The sequence below is a fragment of the Psychrobacter sp. PL19 genome (assembly GCF_017875835.1).
Lineage (GTDB): Bacteria > Pseudomonadota > Gammaproteobacteria > Pseudomonadales > Moraxellaceae > Psychrobacter.
This window is the reverse complement of the sequence record NZ_JAGING010000001.1, coordinates 2,467,341-2,485,735: the sequence shown is the minus strand read 5'-3', so window position 1 is coordinate 2,485,735 and position 18,395 is coordinate 2,467,341. Positions and strand designations below refer to the sequence as shown.

General features: G+C 42.7%; 10 protein-coding genes and 1 pseudogene. 4 read left to right on the top strand and 7 right to left on the bottom strand.

The window, feature by feature from the left end; translation table 11 throughout:
• Window positions 1-469: 469 nt before the first annotated feature.
• From nrdA to H4W00_RS09850, 5 genes are all read right to left on the bottom strand, one after another.
• Window positions 470-2,746, bottom strand: coding sequence for a class 1a ribonucleoside-diphosphate reductase subunit alpha (gene nrdA / locus H4W00_RS09870; protein WP_209957756.1), 2,277 nt, complete (start codon window positions 2,744-2,746; stop codon window positions 470-472).
• A gap of 584 nt (window positions 2,747-3,330) precedes the next feature.
• Window positions 3,331-3,690 carry a YbeD family protein gene (locus tag H4W00_RS09865; protein WP_209957754.1) on the bottom strand — a complete coding sequence of 120 codons (360 nt, stop codon included), beginning with the start codon at window positions 3,688-3,690 and terminating at the stop codon, window positions 3,331-3,333.
• 254 nt (window positions 3,691-3,944) lie between these two features.
• Window positions 3,945-5,825 carry an RNA polymerase sigma factor RpoD gene (gene rpoD, locus H4W00_RS09860; RefSeq protein ID WP_209957752.1) on the bottom strand — a complete coding sequence of 627 codons (1,881 nt, stop codon included), beginning with the start codon at window positions 5,823-5,825 and terminating at the stop codon, window positions 3,945-3,947.
• Between the two features lie 708 nt (window positions 5,826-6,533).
• A complete protein-coding gene (locus tag H4W00_RS09855) occupies window positions 6,534-8,702 on the bottom strand; it encodes a DNA primase (RefSeq protein WP_209957750.1) in 2,169 nt (722 codons plus the stop codon).
• A gap of 299 nt (window positions 8,703-9,001) precedes the next feature.
• The gene (locus H4W00_RS09850) at window positions 9,002-10,117 is read right to left on the bottom strand and encodes an outer membrane protein assembly factor BamD (protein WP_209957747.1); all 1,116 of its coding nucleotides are present in this window, start codon (window positions 10,115-10,117) and stop codon (window positions 9,002-9,004) included.
• Between the two features lie 763 nt (window positions 10,118-10,880).
• Between H4W00_RS09850 and H4W00_RS09845 the strand changes: the two genes are divergently transcribed.
• Together H4W00_RS09845 and H4W00_RS09840 are read left to right on the top strand one after the other, a co-directional pair.
• Window positions 10,881-12,116: an RluA family pseudouridine synthase gene (locus tag H4W00_RS09845; protein WP_334684940.1), complete on the top strand. Its 1,236-nt coding sequence runs from the start codon at window positions 10,881-10,883 to the stop codon at window positions 12,114-12,116.
• Window positions 12,117-12,203: 87 nt separating this feature from the next.
• Window positions 12,204-13,229: a polyphenol oxidase family protein gene (locus H4W00_RS09840; protein ID WP_209957745.1), complete on the top strand. Its 1,026-nt coding sequence runs from the start codon at window positions 12,204-12,206 to the stop codon at window positions 13,227-13,229.
• Between the two features lie 123 nt (window positions 13,230-13,352).
• Here H4W00_RS09840 and H4W00_RS09835 read toward each other — a convergent pair whose 3' ends face one another.
• Complete coding sequence (locus H4W00_RS09835; RefSeq protein WP_327193151.1) at window positions 13,353-14,585, bottom strand: YeeE/YedE family protein; 1,233 nt, start codon at window positions 14,583-14,585, stop codon at window positions 13,353-13,355.
• An 842-nt stretch (window positions 14,586-15,427) separates the two neighbouring features.
• Between H4W00_RS09835 and H4W00_RS09830 the strand changes: the two genes are divergently transcribed.
• A complete protein-coding gene (locus H4W00_RS09830; RefSeq protein ID WP_209957741.1) occupies window positions 15,428-16,078 on the top strand; it encodes a flavodoxin family protein in 651 nt (216 codons plus the stop codon).
• 484 nt (window positions 16,079-16,562) lie between these two features.
• Here H4W00_RS09830 and H4W00_RS09825 read toward each other — a convergent pair.
• A pseudogene (locus tag H4W00_RS09825) lies at window positions 16,563-16,864 on the bottom strand (integrase core domain-containing protein); the annotation flags it as partial.
• Between the two features lie 171 nt (window positions 16,865-17,035).
• Between H4W00_RS09825 and H4W00_RS09820 the strand changes: the two are divergent.
• The gene (locus H4W00_RS09820; RefSeq protein WP_209957739.1) at window positions 17,036-18,367 is read left to right on the top strand and encodes a c-type cytochrome; all 1,332 of its coding nucleotides are present in this window, start codon (window positions 17,036-17,038) and stop codon (window positions 18,365-18,367) included.
• The last annotated feature ends 28 nt before the right edge of the window (window positions 18,368-18,395 follow it).

Below are 18,395 nucleotides of genomic sequence, written 5' to 3'. Positions count from 1 at the left end.
AGAGTCACCATGGGTATCACAATAAATCTCCATACTCATTACTCCTGAGCTGAAACATTTGTGACTATCACTTCACGGTTTGTCTTGGACAAGGGATAAGTTTTGAATTAGAATAGATGCCTTACAACGAAACGTTATTCTATTTGCTTACCACTTGTGAAAGTCGATAGTCTTAACTTCCTGATAACAAATATTAGCGTATTTATTATCTCCAATGGCAAAGATGAGAAATCGTCTTTGCCATTTTTATTGCCTGATACTTTTAGAATCAGGCAAATTTAAAAAATCTCTATAATATATTATTGATGGATAGCGAGCTCAATCAAATAAGCCAAACCCGCCATCCGTCGGAAATTCTATTTAAAGAATTTCTCTTGCGAACCTTGAGTAGGGATAGAGTGAAGCATTGCTTCGTCCTGACGCAAGAGAAAATTTATAATTTTATATCAGTGGAATTTTTTAACGGTTCTCAGATCTTACATGCCCCACCAGCACAATCATCTTCCATATCTGCTTGAGCATCGTTCGCGCCATCACGAGTATTGTGATAATACAAAGTCTTTACACCCAGCTTATAGGCAGTCAATAAGTCTTTGAGCAAGACCTTCATAGGTACACGACCCCCTTCAAAGTGAGTCGGGTCATAGTTAGTATTGGCTGAGATACTTTGGTCAACGAACTTTTGCATAATGGCGACTAGCTTTAAGTAACCATCATTGTTAGGCATTTGCCACAATAGCTCATACTGGCCTCTAAGCTTCTCAATTTCCGGTACTACTTGCTTCAAGATACCGTCTTTTGACGCTTTGATAGACACCAGACCGCGTGGGGGCTCGATACCGTTAGTCGCATTGGCAATCTGACTAGAGGTCTCAGACGGCATCAAGGCAGTTAAGGTCGAGTTACGTAGACCATGCGTGGTGATGTCAGTACGTAGGGTTTCCCAATCGAGATGTAGTGGCTCTTGACAGATTTTATCCAAGTCTTTTTTATAAGTATCAATTGGCAAGATACCTTGTGAGTAAGTGGTCTCATTAAAGGCAGGGCAGGCACCTTGCTCTTTGGCCAATTTGTTTGAGGCTTTCAATAAATAATACTGTAGCGCTTCAAAGGTTTGATGAGTTAGACCCAATGCTGAGCCATCTGAATAGCGCACGCCATTTTTCGCAAGATAATAGGCGTAGTTAATCACGCCCACACCTAATGTACGGCGACGCATGCTACCATTTTCAGCGGCTTTGACCGGATAGTCTTGATAATCGAGTAGGGCATCCAGTGCCCGTACAATCAGCTCAGCAGGCTCTTCGATATCGCTGACATGCTCAACTTTACCTAAGTTAACCGCAGATAGCGTACATAGGGCAATCTCGCCTTCTTCGTCATTGATGTTATCAAGTGGCTTAGTTGGTAGCGCAATTTCCATACATAGATTTGATTGGCGGATAGGCGCAACGCTGGCATCAAATGGACTATGAGTATTGCAATGATCGACGTTTTGAATGTAGATACGACCCGTACTGGCACGCTCTTGCATCATTAGGCTGAATAGCTCAGACGCTGGGATTTGACGGCTACGAATGGAATCATCTTGCTCGTACTTAGTATACAATTCTTCGAATTTGTCTTGATCTTCAAAGAAGGCGTCGTATAAGCCTGGCACATCAGATGGTGAAAATAAGCTAATATCTTGGCCTTTAATCAGACGGCTATATAGAGTCTTGTTAATCTGTACGCCATAATCCATATGACGAACACGGTTGTCTTCAACGCCACGGTTATTTTTGAGGACTAGCAGCGACTCTACTTCTAAATGCCATAATGGGTAGAATAAGGTTGCAGCTCCGCCACGGACGCCACCTTGTGAGCAGCATTTGACAGCGGTTTGGAATAGCTTATAGAAGGGTACACAGCCAGTATGTTGCGCTTCACCGCCGCGAATAGGGCTACCAAGGGCGCGGATACGACCAGCATTGATGCCGATGCCAGCACGCTGTGATACATAACGCACGATGGCGCTAGTGGTCGCGTTGATGGAGTCCAGGTTATCACCGCACTCAATTAGCACGCATGAGCTAAACTGACGTGATGGGGTACGTACGCCTGACATAATCGGTGTTGGTAGAGAGATTTTAAATTGTGAGGTAGCATCATAAAAGCGCTTCACAAAGTCTAGACGCTCTGATTTATCATAGCTGCTAAATAAGCACATACCGACTAACATATATAAGAACTGCGGGCTCTCATAAACGGTCTTGCTGACACGGTCTTGTACCAGATATTTACCAGCCATTTGCTCAACAGCAGCATAGGCAAGATTCATATCGCGCCAATGATCGATATAGTCATTTAGCTCATCAAATTCGGCAAGGCTGTAATCGGCTAGGATATGTTGATCGTATTTGCCAGCGTCAGTGAGCTTTTGTACATGATCAAACAAAGAGGGCGGGGTAAATCTATTGTAAGCGATTTTACGTAAGTGAAAGATCGCCAAACGTGCCGCTAAATATTGATAATCAGGCGTGGTTTCAGAAATTAAATCAGCGGCAGACTTAATAATAGTTTCATGAATATCACGAGTTTTGATACCTTCATAGAACTGAATGTGCGACTTTAGCTCAACTTGTGATACTGACACATTATCTAACTTGTGAGCGGCCCACTCGATGACTTTATGAATTTTATCTAAATCAATTGGTTCGAGACGTCCATCACGTTTGGTGACTTGAATGCTATCGATATGTGTCATGCTAACCTCTATTGTTGATTGCTAATATTGTTCGTTATATGGCTAAATCGGCTAGCCATTTATTTATTGTATTGTTGCTTATCATTGTGACTGACTATTGTTATTTATCACTGTTGCTTACTACCGCTAATTACTACTATGCGTCAGTTTCTATCAGGCTAACTCAGCTTTTTTCAGGCAAAAAAATAGCACCGCTCATAGTGATGATAAAATCACTGAGCACTACATATAGCGTTTGTGTTAGTAGATAGGCACAATATAGCGGGAATATTTTGAAAAAGCTATATTGATTTTAGGAGTAAACTATGTTGCTACGAGGTTGTGGCGTGCTTATATTTTAGCAAAGGGCGATGGAGTAAGGGCTAGCTGAGATTACTAGAAATAATAAAATTTTTGTAAAAACTATTTATTATTTTAGGTCGGCCATGCTACAAAAATTCTTGTAGAAATTACTAGGGCAGCGGCCATAATTGCGCTGACGATTGTACCTGAGACGAGCAAAAATCGCCACTCATATGAGTGACGATTGTGATTATTATTACCGCTAGGTTTTTACGTACTACATGTGATGGGTCGCAATAATCTTACAGTGCCATGCGTACGGTTTTGGCATTATCAAGCGCCGCATATAGGGTGTTGACCTGTTCAGCTGAGGTCATGTATAGATTAACCCGTGCCGAGTGAAAACGGCCGGTTTTGGACGGTTTAACCTTAATAGAAGCCAAATCAAAATCAGGGAATTGGCTACCAAGAATCAGCTTAACTTCATTAAGTAAGCTGTCGTGCTCACCTTCATGACCGATAATACTTAACGGATAATCCATAGGAAAATCCCAGAGTTCAGGATTCTGGATATCAGTTTTTTTACCTTTGATCTTGTCATTCCCTAATGACAGATTAGAGACAGTGACTTCTTTTTTTGGATCTTGTTGATTATCGCTCATTATAGAGTCCTTATTTTTGATTGTCTTATTTAATAATGGTTATTCAATGGCTATTATTCAACAGTATAGCCTGGCGGTGCTGTTCAGCACACTTATCGACAGGCCACAAAAAAGCTGAGACTCGCTCAGCTATTAGGTCTATATCTGGTGCTATGCTTAAAAGCTAAACCCTTTATAAGGGATTAGCTTGTGCCTTTAAAGAAGCACTCATTTTCAAAAACCAATCACTTTCAAAAACCAATCACTTTCAAAAATTAGTCATTTTCAAGGAACGAGCGAAGATGCTCAGAGCGTGATGGATGACGTAATTTACGTAAGGCTTTGGCTTCGATCTGACGAATACGCTCACGAGTCACATCGAACTGCTTACCGACTTCCTCCAAAGTATGATCGGTGGGCATATCGATACCAAAACGCATTTTTAGCACACGTGCTTCACGTTCAGTTAGATTGCTAAGCACATCACGAGTCGCTTCACGTAGGCCAGCTGAGGTAGCATCATCGACTGGGCTAGAGATGGTCTGATCTTCAATGAAGTCGCCTAGGTGTGAATCTTCGTCATCACCGATAGGGGTTTCCATAGAGATTGGCTCTTTAGCGATTTTGAGCACTTTGCGGACTTTAACTTCGTCCATCTCTAAGCGTTCGCCTAATTCCTCAGGCGTTGGCTCGCGTCCCATCTCTTGGAGTAGCTGGCGAGAAACACGGTTAATCTTGTTAATCGTCTCAATCATATGCACTGGAATACGGATGGTGCGCGCTTGGTCAGCGATAGAGCGAGTAATGGCCTGACGAATCCACCAAGTGGCATAGGTTGAGAACTTATAACCACGACGATATTCAAATTTATCAACCGCTTTCATCAGACCAATGTTACCTTCTTGAATTAAATCTAAGAACTGTAAACCACGGTTGGTGTACTTCTTAGCAATAGAGATAACCAGACGTAGGTTCGCTTCAACCATTTCTTTCTTGGCGCGGCGAGCCTTGGCTTCACCGATTGCCATGCGGCGTGCCACATCTTTCATTTCTTGAATGGTCATATCGAGCTTGTGCTCGTAATCACGGATGGCACGTTGTAAAAGAATAACATCATCGGTGACTTTTTCTAAGGTCCCAGCAAACGCCGGCTTACCAGCTAGACGTTCAGTGAGCCAATCAACGTTGGTCTCATTACTTGGAAAAGTCTTACGGAACTCTTCACGCGGCATACGGCCACGGCGAATAACCAAGCGCATGATTTGACGCTCTTGTTTACGCACATCATCATACACATCATGCATGATGGCCATTACTTGATCTGACAAGCGGTTGTTAAGCTTGAGCATCATGAAGCGCATGGCAAGCTGTTCGTAAGCCTCATTGGCTTGTACGCTACCCCGACCGAAATCTAGCAGGGCTTGTTTGGCTGCAATGAATAGGCCTTCAATCTCTTCTAGACGTACTCGCACTTCTTCTGGATCAATACCACCGGTTTCTTCTTCGGCGTCATCATCTTCAGTAGCTTCACCGTCTTCACCATCTTCGTCATCTTCGCGTTCAGCTTTCGCTTTGGCTTTTGACTTGATGACCATGATTTTTTCTTCTTTTGCGGCGGCGGTCTCAGCATCAGTTTCAGGATCTAAAAAACCAGTGATAACGTCAGAGAGCTTCTTATCACCATCTAATACACGCTGATATTCGTCCAGTACATACTGTACCGTTCCTGGCCAATAAGACATCGCATGCTGAACGTCACGAATACCTTCTTCGATACGCTTAGCAATGGCAATCTCACCTTCGCGGGTCAGCAAGTCCACTGTACCCATCTCACGCATATACATACGGACAGGATCAGTGGTGCGACCAGGCTCAGTCTCAACAGCAGCTAATACTGCCGCTGCTTCGTCAGCTGCTGACTCGTCATCACTTGAATCGTCATTCATCAAGATATCATCAGCATCAGGCGCAGACTCAAAGATTTTAATACCAACATCCGTTAGCATTTGGATAATATCTTCGATCTGATCGCTTTCGGTAATGGAGTCGGGGAGTTGGTCATTCACCTCAGCATAGGTCAAATATCCTTGCTCTTTACCCATTTGGATCAAGGTGGCCAGCTGAGATGTGGACTTAGAAACTGACTTATCGTTCATAAATACTCACTTTGTTTGCGTCGGACATTTTCGTGATATGACGGGCTACTGCTTGTTCAGGGCGCTGATCTAATCAAAAGATTGATCACAAAAAAGCGTAGGCGTAGTCAATAACAACAAAAATGAATTGATATGAATTAGAATTCAAAAAAATACAATAAAAATACTCAAAAATGGCTAAAAGTTAAAAGCCTAAAAAGTTCAAACCTAAAAAATTTAAAATAATAATAATAAGGTTCAGTACGGTTATGTCAATATGCTTGCTCAAACCTTACTTAGTGCTAAAAATTCACTTAACAACCTGTCGTTAAACAACAGAAATAGGACCGTAAATATAATAGCGGCACAGTTTAACACAGACCTTAGTAAGCAAGCACAATGTCGCTGACGACCTTTTATAATATTTTAGCAATAAGCTGCTATTGATTGCTGGCCATAATCATAAATAATGGGGTCAGCAGGCCTTAATTTAAAGAGCGAGCATATTATAAACAAAAAGTTGAGCTTAAAAAATTAATATCGACGGTCAGTTTTTACGATTAATAAAATAAATTCAAAGCAAACTGGCCATTTTGTTTGCCTAACGACCGGGTAAATACGCCAATACCTAAGTGAGATTCGTTGATTTCACTATTTATAAGCTGCTGAAATCGCTGATTTAGGCCCATTGAATCGTCGTAGCCACGACCATCTATAATACTGCCTGTATTAGATACTAATCATTTGCGCTGATTGTTCCGCTTGCTGGGCACGTAACCAGTTGCTTAATAGCTGCGCCTGAATGCGTACGATAGTGGCCTTGATATGATCAGGATTTTTTACCAACTCTTGTATTTTTTTCTTCATATTGCGCTCTAAGAGTTGACTCACTAAGTTTTCAATCTGCTCATCAAGGCTTAAAATATTTCTAGTGATCAGGGTTTTATAAAAGGATCCCCAATTACGGCTAAGCGCTTCTTGAGTTAACGGGTTTAGATTAGATAAAATAAAATGTGCGGCGGCGTTGGCATCGGTCGGCAAATAAGCCAGACAGCGCTTAATAGTACTAACGACATCCAATAAGGCAGCATCTTGTAAATCTTCCCAAGCCAAGGGTCGCAATGCATCAGAGGAGGCCTTTTGCTTGATATGTGCGGGCAGATTCAAACCATCAATACCGGTCTGTTGCCAAATGGACTCTATAGGATCATCAATCAGGGCACGCGGCTGAAACAAAAAACACAGCTGTAATTGCTGGCTGATGGTCATATCACCATCGAAGTCTAGTAGCGCATCCTTTGCCTCAATATTCTGGCTACGCTTACCGCCCAGCTTTTGATAAATGTCGTTGTTGAGCAGGTAACGAAAGCTACTGCCTTTGGGCAATAAAGCGGTTAGCGTACGCACTTGCGACATCAGCTTCGCTTTACCTTCCGCTAATGTTAAGTCATGGCGCTCACTTAGATAGGCAAAAATATACTGCGATAGGGGCATCGCCGTTGCAATTTGCTCATGCATAGCCTCTGCGCCATGACTTTTAATAAAAGTATCGGGATCATGATTATTTGGTAGGGTCAAAAACCGCAGCTCTTTATCGTCGCCGAGCACTGGTAGACTGACTTCAAGCGTACGCCAAGCCGCTTTTTGTCCCGCGCTATCACCATCGAAGCTCAAGGTTAATGTAGGGTTTAAGGTCAATAGGCGTGATATTTGAGCTTCATTAATAGCCGTGCCCATTGAGGCAATGGCACCATAGATACCGGCTTGGTGTAGGGCGATGACATCCATGTAGCCTTCGACCACTAGCCAGCGGTTTGCCCGCTGCTGGCGTGATTCGTAGTAGCCATATAGCACGTGCTGCTTATGAAAAACTGGTGAGTCTGATGAATTAATATACTTGGGCTTTACCTCATCATCGAGTGCACGACCCCCAAAGCCGATGATACGACCTTGATTGTCACGAATCGGAAAGATAACCCGATCGCGCAATAAATCATAATCACGCCCCGATTCTGAACTACGGACTAACCCCAGTGCTTTGAGTCCTTCGATATCTTGTGGGAATTGATGTTCAAGATGCTGCCAGCCGAATGGGGCATAACCCAACCCAAAAACATCTAAGCTCTGTTCAGTGATACCACGTGCGGCAAAATAATGCTGAGCATGGGGATGGGTGGTTAAATTATGCTGATAAAACTGCTGAATCTGGGTCAATAACTCATATAAATTGCCGTCTTTATCAGCGGACGCATGGTCTATATCTGAGCCTACAAACGCATCGTCACCTGTCAGCCAAGCGGGTGGTTCTGTATTATACTCTGCGCTATTATAATCATTGTCATAAGGAATATTGGGTGGTAAGCCATCATACCTGCCACTATTTTCATAGTCATACTGGTCAGAGTACTCGTTAGCAGTATTAATATTATCGTTATCAATACTGCCATCGTTACTACTATCAGGTGGGGCAGTTGCTGACGATGGATTATCTACTGACGACAGTTGCTGGGTCGTCGAGTTATTGAACGACGGCTTGGGCGTCTGGTGTTGTGGTTTGGCGATAGGTTTAGGTTTGCTACGCTGATAGCTAACATTCTGTTGTTCTTCTTGTGGTACTTCGATACCGGTTTGCTTTGACAGCTCATTAACTGCTTCTATAAAGGTGAGGTTCTCATAATCGCGCAAAAAGCTGATGGCGTTACCACCGACACTACAACCAAAGCAGTGGTAGATATTTTTTTGTGGATTGACATAAAATGATGGCGACTTTTCCCCATGAAATGGACAGCAGCCTTTATACTCGCCACCGGCGCGTTTGAGCGTAGTATGACGCCCAATAATGCTGATCAGGTCAGCTTGGCTATTTAATTGCTCGAGAATATGGTTTGGAATGCTCATGGAAGAAATATTTTACCATATGGCTGTGATCATAGTGCGGTGATTGTAGGGTAGTGGCTTTTGAACAAAGAGATTGTTTATTAAAGTGGCTCTCAAGCAAGGTGGCTTTTAAGTAAAAAGATTGTCGTATAAAAAACGGTAGCACAAAGACAGAAAAATAAGGCCAACGGGGTCGTTGACCTTATTTTTTAATATCTTTTTTATTCTTCAGATTTTATCAGTTAAGGCATTTTTTATTAACTGTTTCAGTTAATGGTTCCTAACATCAACGCTCAGCTATCGTCATTTATATTGATATTTTATGGCTCGACAGCAGCTTCTTTAGCGGCAGCGCTAGAACTACCTTGGCCAGAGACTTGTTCAGTGGCGCTATCAGGCAGACCTAAACCTACCTTGATTCCGCTAGAGCGGGCTGGTGTGCTACTGATAATGGCAGTATCAGCAGCAGTAGCATCGTCGGTAGGCAATCTGAGCTGATTTGCATTACGAATCATTTGGGTTTTGGTAGCGCCACTATATTGACCCTCAGCAATTGAGGTGTTTTGTATGCTGGCACGTCCAAGCTGACCAAAAGTCAATTTATTCAACCAGGTGCGGTCACTTTTGGTAGTAAGCTTGACGCGTCCGTCATTGGTAAGCAATTCTGGATAGTTAATTTGTAGCAGCGTCTTATAGTCTTTTGCTAAGTCCGTCAGCCCTAATTTATCATGGCTATAAGCAAGAATAGCAATAGCTTCCGGTACTGACTCGCTTAGTGGATAGTATTGAAATACCCATTTAGCACGATTGGCAGCAGCCACATGCGCCTCACGCTCAATATACCAGCGAGCTGCTGTCAGCTCACTTTGGGCAAACTGATTATAAATAAATAGCATGCGCTGGGCAGAATCTGGTGCATAAGGGCTGTTAGGGTATTTATTGATAAGCTCTTGAAAGTTAGCAAAGGCGATCCGCAGATAAGCAGTATCACGTTCGGCTTGATTCATTTTGAATATTTGGATGCCGTCAGATGCGCCTTGCATATTGGCGACACCGCGCACGTAGTAAGCGTAGCTGACTTGCGGGTTAGACGGATATAGGCTAATAAACTGCTCAGCACTGCCTGCCGTAGTCTCATAGCTGCCACTTTCGAATTGGGCATACATGATATCGAGCAATGCTTGTTCAGCGTATATTCCGGTAGGATAAAAGGTACGCAGATTGGTCAAATCTTCAATAGCTTGCGTATAGCGACCTTTATCAATCTGGGTAATGGCGTCATTATAGTAGGCTTGTTCTGACTTCTCAGCAGTTTCGACTGCATCCACATCCTTACTGGTCAAATTTTTAAAAGTTTGACAGCCCACCAAGTTCACACTTAATGCAAGCAGGGTTACTGAGGATAGTTTGATAAACGTGTTGCCAACAGGGCGCATACTTCTTCTCCGACACAAGACGCATAATAGCAATGGTGCTATCACACTATATAACAGGTTAATGATCAAAAGGCGACGATTACGGCAACAATTGATTACGGCAACAATAAAGAGTCTATCATTAAGTTTGTCTATGATTAAACCTAACGGTGCCTAGATGTGACCATAGTTGCTCGGGTGTGACTATAATTAAATAGAACTTTAAATGATTTCTGATTAAACACAGTGCCATAGCATACAGCAAAATCTTGATTAATTTATAGAATAACTTGAGACGGGTCTATTTTTTCATTATCTGTTTTGTAGTTATCTGCACCAGGGTGAAGCAAATTTTAGAGTGAGATAAGGTTTTATACTTATTGTTCTAAATGACAACGGTCTTCAACCGCTCTAATTGACTCTATCTAGGCGGTTGTCTGTTGAGATATTATCAATTGATACAGACGATATAGTATTTGGTCAGCACCTAGTAATGACTGTTTTAATAAGCGATGACCATGGTCGTCCGTACTAGCCAAGATACAGTAACTTACCATAACGTCATATTATAGAGAGTTAATAGTGGATTATTAGTGTGCTCAATGATGAGTATCAAATGACAGATAACTGTTAGCTACTATAGGGCTTGTGCTTTTGGCATGGTACACTATAGCAACACTAAACTCGCTTTTTTTTGGCTATTTTAATTTTTGATGGCCAGCTGATTGCCTTTCTGTTTTCTTATAAAGCTCACCTTGGTGACTTTGCCCTATATGAATCTGCTATGAATAATGAAGCTATGACCACAAATTTAACGCCCAGTCAGTTGCTAGATAACGATCTAACCACGCAAGATGAGCTACCAAATAACAGTGAACCACGTGATGGTGGTCAGGTATCGTCAGAAGATGATAATGATGATGACAACAAGTCACTAGATGATGTACTTGATACTGATTCACTCGACGATGACGATGACGATGACGATGACGATCAAGGCGATGAGGCACCGCTAGCTAGACAAGCTGTGCTAGAAATAATCGATGTGACTTATACGGCCTCTGAAGATGAAGCTGGCCTACGCATTGATAAACTTGCTTCGCTAGCTTTTACGGACTTTTCGCGTGCCCAGTTACAAGGCTGGGTTAGCGACGGTAGCTTACTGTGTAACGGCATTGAGCAAAAGCCAAAGTACCGGGTCAAGGCTGCAGACGTGTTGCATCTGTCCACCACCTTGCAGCAGCACAGTGAAGATCAGCCGGAAAATATAGCTATCGATGTGGTTTATGAAGATGATGCGGTATTGGTTATTAATAAACCAGTAGGTATGGTGGTGCATCCAGGTGCTGGTAACCAGACGGGCACGCTAGTCAATGCGTTGCTATATCATTATCCACAACAGCATCATTTGCCACGGGCAGGTCTGGTACATCGTATTGATAAAGACACCTCAGGACTGTTACTTATCGGTAAAACCAAACCGGCCCAGATGGCATTGATGGCGCAGCTCAAAGATAAGTCAGTCTATCGTCATTATCAATGTGTGGTAGCCGGGGATCAAGCGAGCCTAATGCGTCATCGACGTATTGACGCGCCGATTGGTCGTCATCGTAACCAACGTACCAAAATGACAGTGATGACTGCTGGGCGAGAGGCCGTCACGCATCTATTAGAGGTTACCGCACTTAATGACAACTATACGCTATTGGATGTTGGGCTTGAAACTGGTCGTACCCATCAAATTCGCGTGCATTTGAGTCACATTACTTACCCAATCGTCGGCGATCGGGTCTATGGTGGTCGTCGCCAATTGCGTGCTGGATTGACAGAACAGCAGCGTAATATAATCAGTAACTTCCCGCGCCAAGCCTTGCATGCTTATGCCTTAGGTTTTGTTCATCCCACTACCGGTGAAGACATTAAAGTAACGACGCCTATTCCTGAAGATATGCAAAAGTTAATGACTGTATTAAGTGATGGCTATTACCCTGAAGAAAAAGCACCGTATAAAAGTTACTAAGAGAATTAATAAGAAAAGCTACTAAAAAAATCTATTAAATAAGCTGCGATGAACCAAAAGTGATGACTGAGCGATGATAAATAAGCCATGACTACTAAGCCTCCGATTACATTATTGGCGCAGTTTGATGACGTGGCTATTTTTCAAACCGCGGCTTATGAGAACGCTGATTTCGAATATGCTGACTTTGAACATGCTGATATCGAAAGTACTGATATTAAAAGCAATGAACAAAAAAATCAGCAACTGTGTCAGTTAGGACGAGCGAGCTATGGTGAGTTAAATTTGGGCTTACATGTCAATGACGATGCCGCGCAGGTATTGACCAATCGGATGCGCTTGCTGGCGGCAATTAATGAACAACTAAGTGCTCAACCATTAAAACAACAGCGCTCACCTATCACTAGCTTGCACTGGGTCAATCAGGTTCATGGCAAGCAAGTTTATGACGTCGATAGTGCGTCATTTAGCATGCATCTAGTAGATGCTGACGCGATGATTAGCCAGCAAGCCGACTTAGGGCTAGCGATTATGACTGCTGATTGTGTGCCTATCGTCTTATATCAACCTGCAAGTGGACAAATAGCAGCCATTCACGCCGGCTGGCAAGGGTTAGCTTGCGGTGTCATTAAGGCAACGGTTGAGCGCTTTATGGCCAAAGGGCAGGTTATGGCATGGATTGGTGTCAGTATCAGTCCGGTGCATTATGAAGTCGGCAATCATGTTGCTGATCGGCTGTTAGCGGGTTGCGTAGAAAATCAATCATTAACACAAGCTAGCATTGATAATTTTGCTCAGATCTACTGTATAGCTGCTGATACTAGCGATTATCCTAATACTGTTAATAATTTGGCTACCAATACCGAGTGCGTAGATAAGACCATCGATAACCCATCCGTTCACACTCCAGTAGGCGCGGATAAGATAAAGCTAAACTTACCCAAGCTGGCTCATGACCAATTAGTATCTGCAGGTATTATAGTGTGCACTGATTTACCAGTGGGTTGTAGTTATGCTGATCGCCATTATTATTCTTATCGGCGTCAGACTCATTTACAGCAGCCAGCAACTGGACGTATGGCCTTAATCATCGTGCGTAGTTTATCGGTTTAATATTTATCTATGACGTATAGCAAAAAGAGATAGCAGGTTTTTAGCCGGCTATCTCTTTTTATTGATGGACACTGAACAATTATTTAATGATGGTTGATAACTAATAGCAGCCATTAGTCTGTATCAGCAGACAGAATCGTTCGATTTTGGCACCGACAGTCCGAATAAGGGACGTAAGTATAAAGCCAATAAAGTGCCCGCTAGTGCGAGTATGCCCCAGACATAACCGTGCAAGCTGAACGAGGCAATACCACCGAAATAAGCACCGATGTTGCAGCCGAATGCAAGGCGTGCACCATAGCCCATCATCAAGCCACCAATAACTGAAGCGGCGAAATTGCCCGCAGTAACCTGGGTGAACTTGAATAGTCCGCCAGCAGCTGAAGCGATAAAGGCACCAAGAATTATACCGATATTCAATACCGTGGTCGAGTCTGCAAAGATAGAAACATCAAGCGCCGCAGCATTAGCCCCTTGCCAATAGCCCCAATTAGTCACATCGACCCCTAAGGTTCTAGCAATTTTAGAGCCCCATAATGCAAACGCAGAAGTGATGCCCCAAGGCTGGCCACGGGTCATCAAAGTCAGTGCGTTAAGCAGGGCTAACACAATCGCTGCCGCAAATAGTGGCCAAGAGCCACGTAAAATTCGCTTCCATCCGCTTGTAGAAGGTACCGGCGCCATTTTAGGGGCCTTTGTTTTCTTTTCAACAACCAAGGTTACCCAAGCGATTAAACCGAAAAATGCCAAAGACAAAAGCCAAGCACCGCTGTAGCCAAGATTAGTCGACGTAGCAAGTGAGTAGGGTTCAAACGCTGGCATCTCTTCGGTCCAAAATGGCAAATGATAAGCACCAATGGTGGCGCCAATTATAAAGAAAATAAACGTCACGAACATGACAGAACGCCCACCGCCCAGAGCATAAAGCGTACCGGAAGCACAACCGCCACCAAGCTGCATACCGATGCCGAACATGAAAGACCCTACTATGAGGCTGACGCCCACTGGTGCGACATAGCCTGCGAGCGGCCCGCCAAAAAATGTGGCGCCGTAAGCCAAGATTGGCGCAAACAATGTGACGGCGACCGCTAGCATTAGCATATGAGAACGCATAGCCTGCCCATTCCCTACTGACATTATACGTCTGAAGGCAGAGGTAAAACCAAAACGAGCATGGAACAGGGTATAACCTAGCAGCAAACCGATTCCCAGCAGCAGCGATTGAGAAACATGCTGGGTATCGAGTAAATAAATCAGTAGTATCAGGCCAGCAATGGCGCCGCCTGCTATTAATATTTTTTGCGGTGCATTTAATGCCAAACTGTCTGTGACAATCGGACCTTTTGTATCGTTCACAGGTTGAACTCTAGTAATCGTAGTCAATGTAATAACGTCCCTTTCCAACGCAGTTCGCTGGAATCAATTTCTATAATATATCGGAATACTTAAGTTGTTTTTTCGAGTGGGTTAATGATCAAAAAGCCAATAGTAAAAGGTCATCATGTTATAGCTTTTTCCGTAACGGCAAGCGTCAATGGTGTCAATAGCGGCAAGAAAAACGCACTGTAAAAAGCGAAAATGCGGCTATACCATACTAGATCTCTTGAAAATGTTGAATGGCTAATTGCACCATCATAATCTTATTGTCATTGAAGTAAACATAGAGACACTAGAAGAATGAGAATCAACATATGATTATATGGAATAACAGAGATTCTACAGGGACTAATTTGTTGGCAGCATTGTTGGCGAATGGCGGAAGCAGATATTAATGATTTTAATAGGATTTTTTATTTTTTCTAATACTAGGGCGTGTTGCACGTCCACAAATAAGCACTGCTGATAATCTATTAAATTTCACTACAGTGTGTACCAATAAACAGCATGACCTAATAAATTCAGCGTTCATAAAAATGTAGCTGTTAAAATAAGGTTGAATTTGTCACTGTCTGCCGCATATCAGTTAACCGATGCCGGTATTACCACCTGTACTGATATTCTTTGTCAATGCAGCTATAATAGTCAGAGTTATTATCCCTATGGGTGTCAGGTTTATTCACAGCAGCCAGCAATCCGACTTATGGCATTGATTATTGTGCGCAGCTTGCTTATTACGGATGCCAATCGTATCCAGCAGGTTTTAACCTATTAATTTTTGTTATTAAATCAAACACTTATTACCTATTATTAGAGTTCGTATGAATACAACTGTAGCGCCTTCTTTATCAACGTCTTCGCAACTTTCTGCTAGCAAGCCTAGTGTATCAATAGCAGTTATTTATCATAGTAGCTATGGTCACACTAGGCGCGTCGCTGAAGCGGTAGTGGTAGGGGCACGTCAACAACTACCACAATCCCAGGTAAGGGCGATAGATATTCATGATGTAGATTGGGACTTTGTCGACGCAGCAGATCTGCTGGTTTTTGGTAGTGCCGTATATATGGGTAGTGCGCCAGCCGCATTTAAAACTTTTATGGATGAGACCTCGAAGCGTTGGTATCACAGAGAATGGGAAGGAAAGTGGGCAGCAGGTTTTGCCAATTCAGGTGGGTTAAGTGGTGACAAACTTGCCGTATTACAGCAAATTTGTATATTTGCGATGCAGCATGGTATGAATTGGGTTGGCATGCCACTGATGCCTACAGGGCACGAAGTGAATGATTTAAATCGACTGTCTAGCTTTTTGGGGTTAATGACCCAATCTATTAATGCGCCCCCTGAAGAAACACCTGGCAAAGGCGATATTGATACTGCCATTTGGTTTGGCGATCATTTAGCAAAGACTATCATCAAGCATCAGCCAACAGGATCAGAACCAGCAAAATCAGTACAAGCAAAATCAGTATAAGCAAAGTAAGCGTGCGTCAAAACAAATAGCCAATAAAAATTGAGTAAATAAAAAAGCAGATATCAATATTGATATCTGCTTTTTTTTGTTTTTCTAAACACTATTTATTTATTGGTTTCGATTATCAACATTTTTCAACAGCAAATTTATAGACAAGCTTGAGTAATGTTAAGCTTTATGCCGTTTTAGGTCTTGAGGTAATATTAAGCTATTTGCTGTGGTTTTTAGTAGAGTTTACTGGAATAGGGCTGTCAAAAAACTGAAACAACGCTTGGCAGCCTGTAAGGAAGGTCATCAGTGTGAATATAAACGTACAAGCAAATGTCTTCATAGTTATTCTCAGTGGACTATTACTAATAATAAAAACCGACCATAAATCAAGTCACATCATATACAAAACTCGGTATTAATCAATAGGGCGCCGCTATTGATTACAGAGGTGATACGGTAATTATCCCAACTATAAGACACTAATCAAATAGAATTAAGCGGCGTGGTTTAGTTTCTGTATTGGCGTAAAATCGGCATTGCTCATATTAGGGCGCTCATGATGGTAGTGATATAGTAAATCCAATTTAAAAACGACACAGTAGTGCGCTGACACAAATGTATCTATTTTATTTTGAACTGACTATATAGCCAAGCTTCAGCTTGTTGACGGACTTGATCTAAATTAGTAAACAACTCTTGGTTTAGCCAATCATAACGCATCGTTCTATTGTAGCGTTCAACATAAGCATTTTGTTGTGGATTACCAGGTTCAATACACTTAAGAGTAATGCTTTGTTCGGCTTGTTTGAGGATGCTCATCAGTCAATATCAATTAACCTGCTTATTTTTTACTGTAACTTTTGTAAAAAAACGTGCACTACGAATAATTAAACAAGCAATTTTGATCAAAAAGTTTTATTTTAGTAAAGAGTGTTCAAGGTCATTCGCTAGCGGTATAAGGATATTATGAAGCCAATTTCTATGATGTTGTCAGCACTGGTGCTTAGTATGGTTTCTAGTGCTGTAATGGCTGATGGTGTTAGCCTACTAGCTATCAGTTTACCCAATGTAAGCCCAGCCAACAGTGATTTGGCCAATCGTGGGGCTTATATTGCCCGTACTGCTGACTGTATGGCCTGTCACCGTGAAGACTATAGCGGTGGTGTAGCGATTGAAACCCCCATTGGCACCATTTATTCGACTAATATTACCCCTTCTCAGCGTTATGGTATCGGTAATTATACCGAAGCTGACTTAAAAAAAGTCTTGCAGAAGGGCCGTACTCCTAATCATCAGATTTATCCTGCGATGCCATATCCGTCCTATCATGGTATGAAAGATGAGGATGTTAGCGCATTATTTGCTTATTTTCAGACTGTACCTGCCGTTGAGATCCCGCCCGAGCGTACGACTAAGTTGCCGTTTCCCTTAAATATACGCAGTTTAATGCTGGCTTGGAATATTATAAATGTACCTGCTACCGAAAATCGCTCAGGCCTCACCCAAACGCAGCAGCGCGGTGAGTATCTGGTTAATAACTTAGAACATTGCGGTACTTGTCATACTCCGCGCAACCTCACTCAGGGGCTCAATAAGGATAAATATTTATCTGGTGCGCCGCTCGGTAAGTGGTATGCGCCCAACATCACTCCTGATGATGAGAGTGGTATTGGTCGCTGGAGCGAGCAAGATATCGTCACTTATCTGCGTACTGGAACATTGTATCAGCGCGCTTATGCTGGCGGGCCGATGGCTGAAGCCGTCGCTCACAGCACTCGTTATTTAACAGACGAAGACTTGAGTGCAATGGCTTCTTATCTAAAGGCCGTACCCATCATAAAAACGGACGATAAGATGATTCCGGTAGACATATCGCGCTTGCCTCAGCCGTCGAGCCATTCTATTACCTATAATCTAATCGAACAAAAAGACTATTTAGCGCAGGAAAAAGTGAATGCTAGGGTTGGTACTGATACTAATGCCAATACGTCACCAAAAGCGCTGTACCTTGCCGCTTGCGCCAGCTGTCATGGGGCAGATGGTTACGCGCAGCCAGATGCTCGTTATGCATCTATCGTAGGATTGAGTAGCATACGCCGTGATAAACCTGATGCACTGATTAATGTTATTGCTTATGGTGCCAAAGGGGCTTTAAATACCGCGCCTAAAATGCCTGGCTTTTCTAAAGAGTTAAGTGATGCGCAGATTGCCAGTATCAGCAATTACGTCCGTGTCACTTTCGGCGGTCATAGCCGTAGCGAGGTCAGTGCCACCGATGTCAAACGCCTACTAAAGTAAGTCTGAATATTAATTATAGTTATGAAAA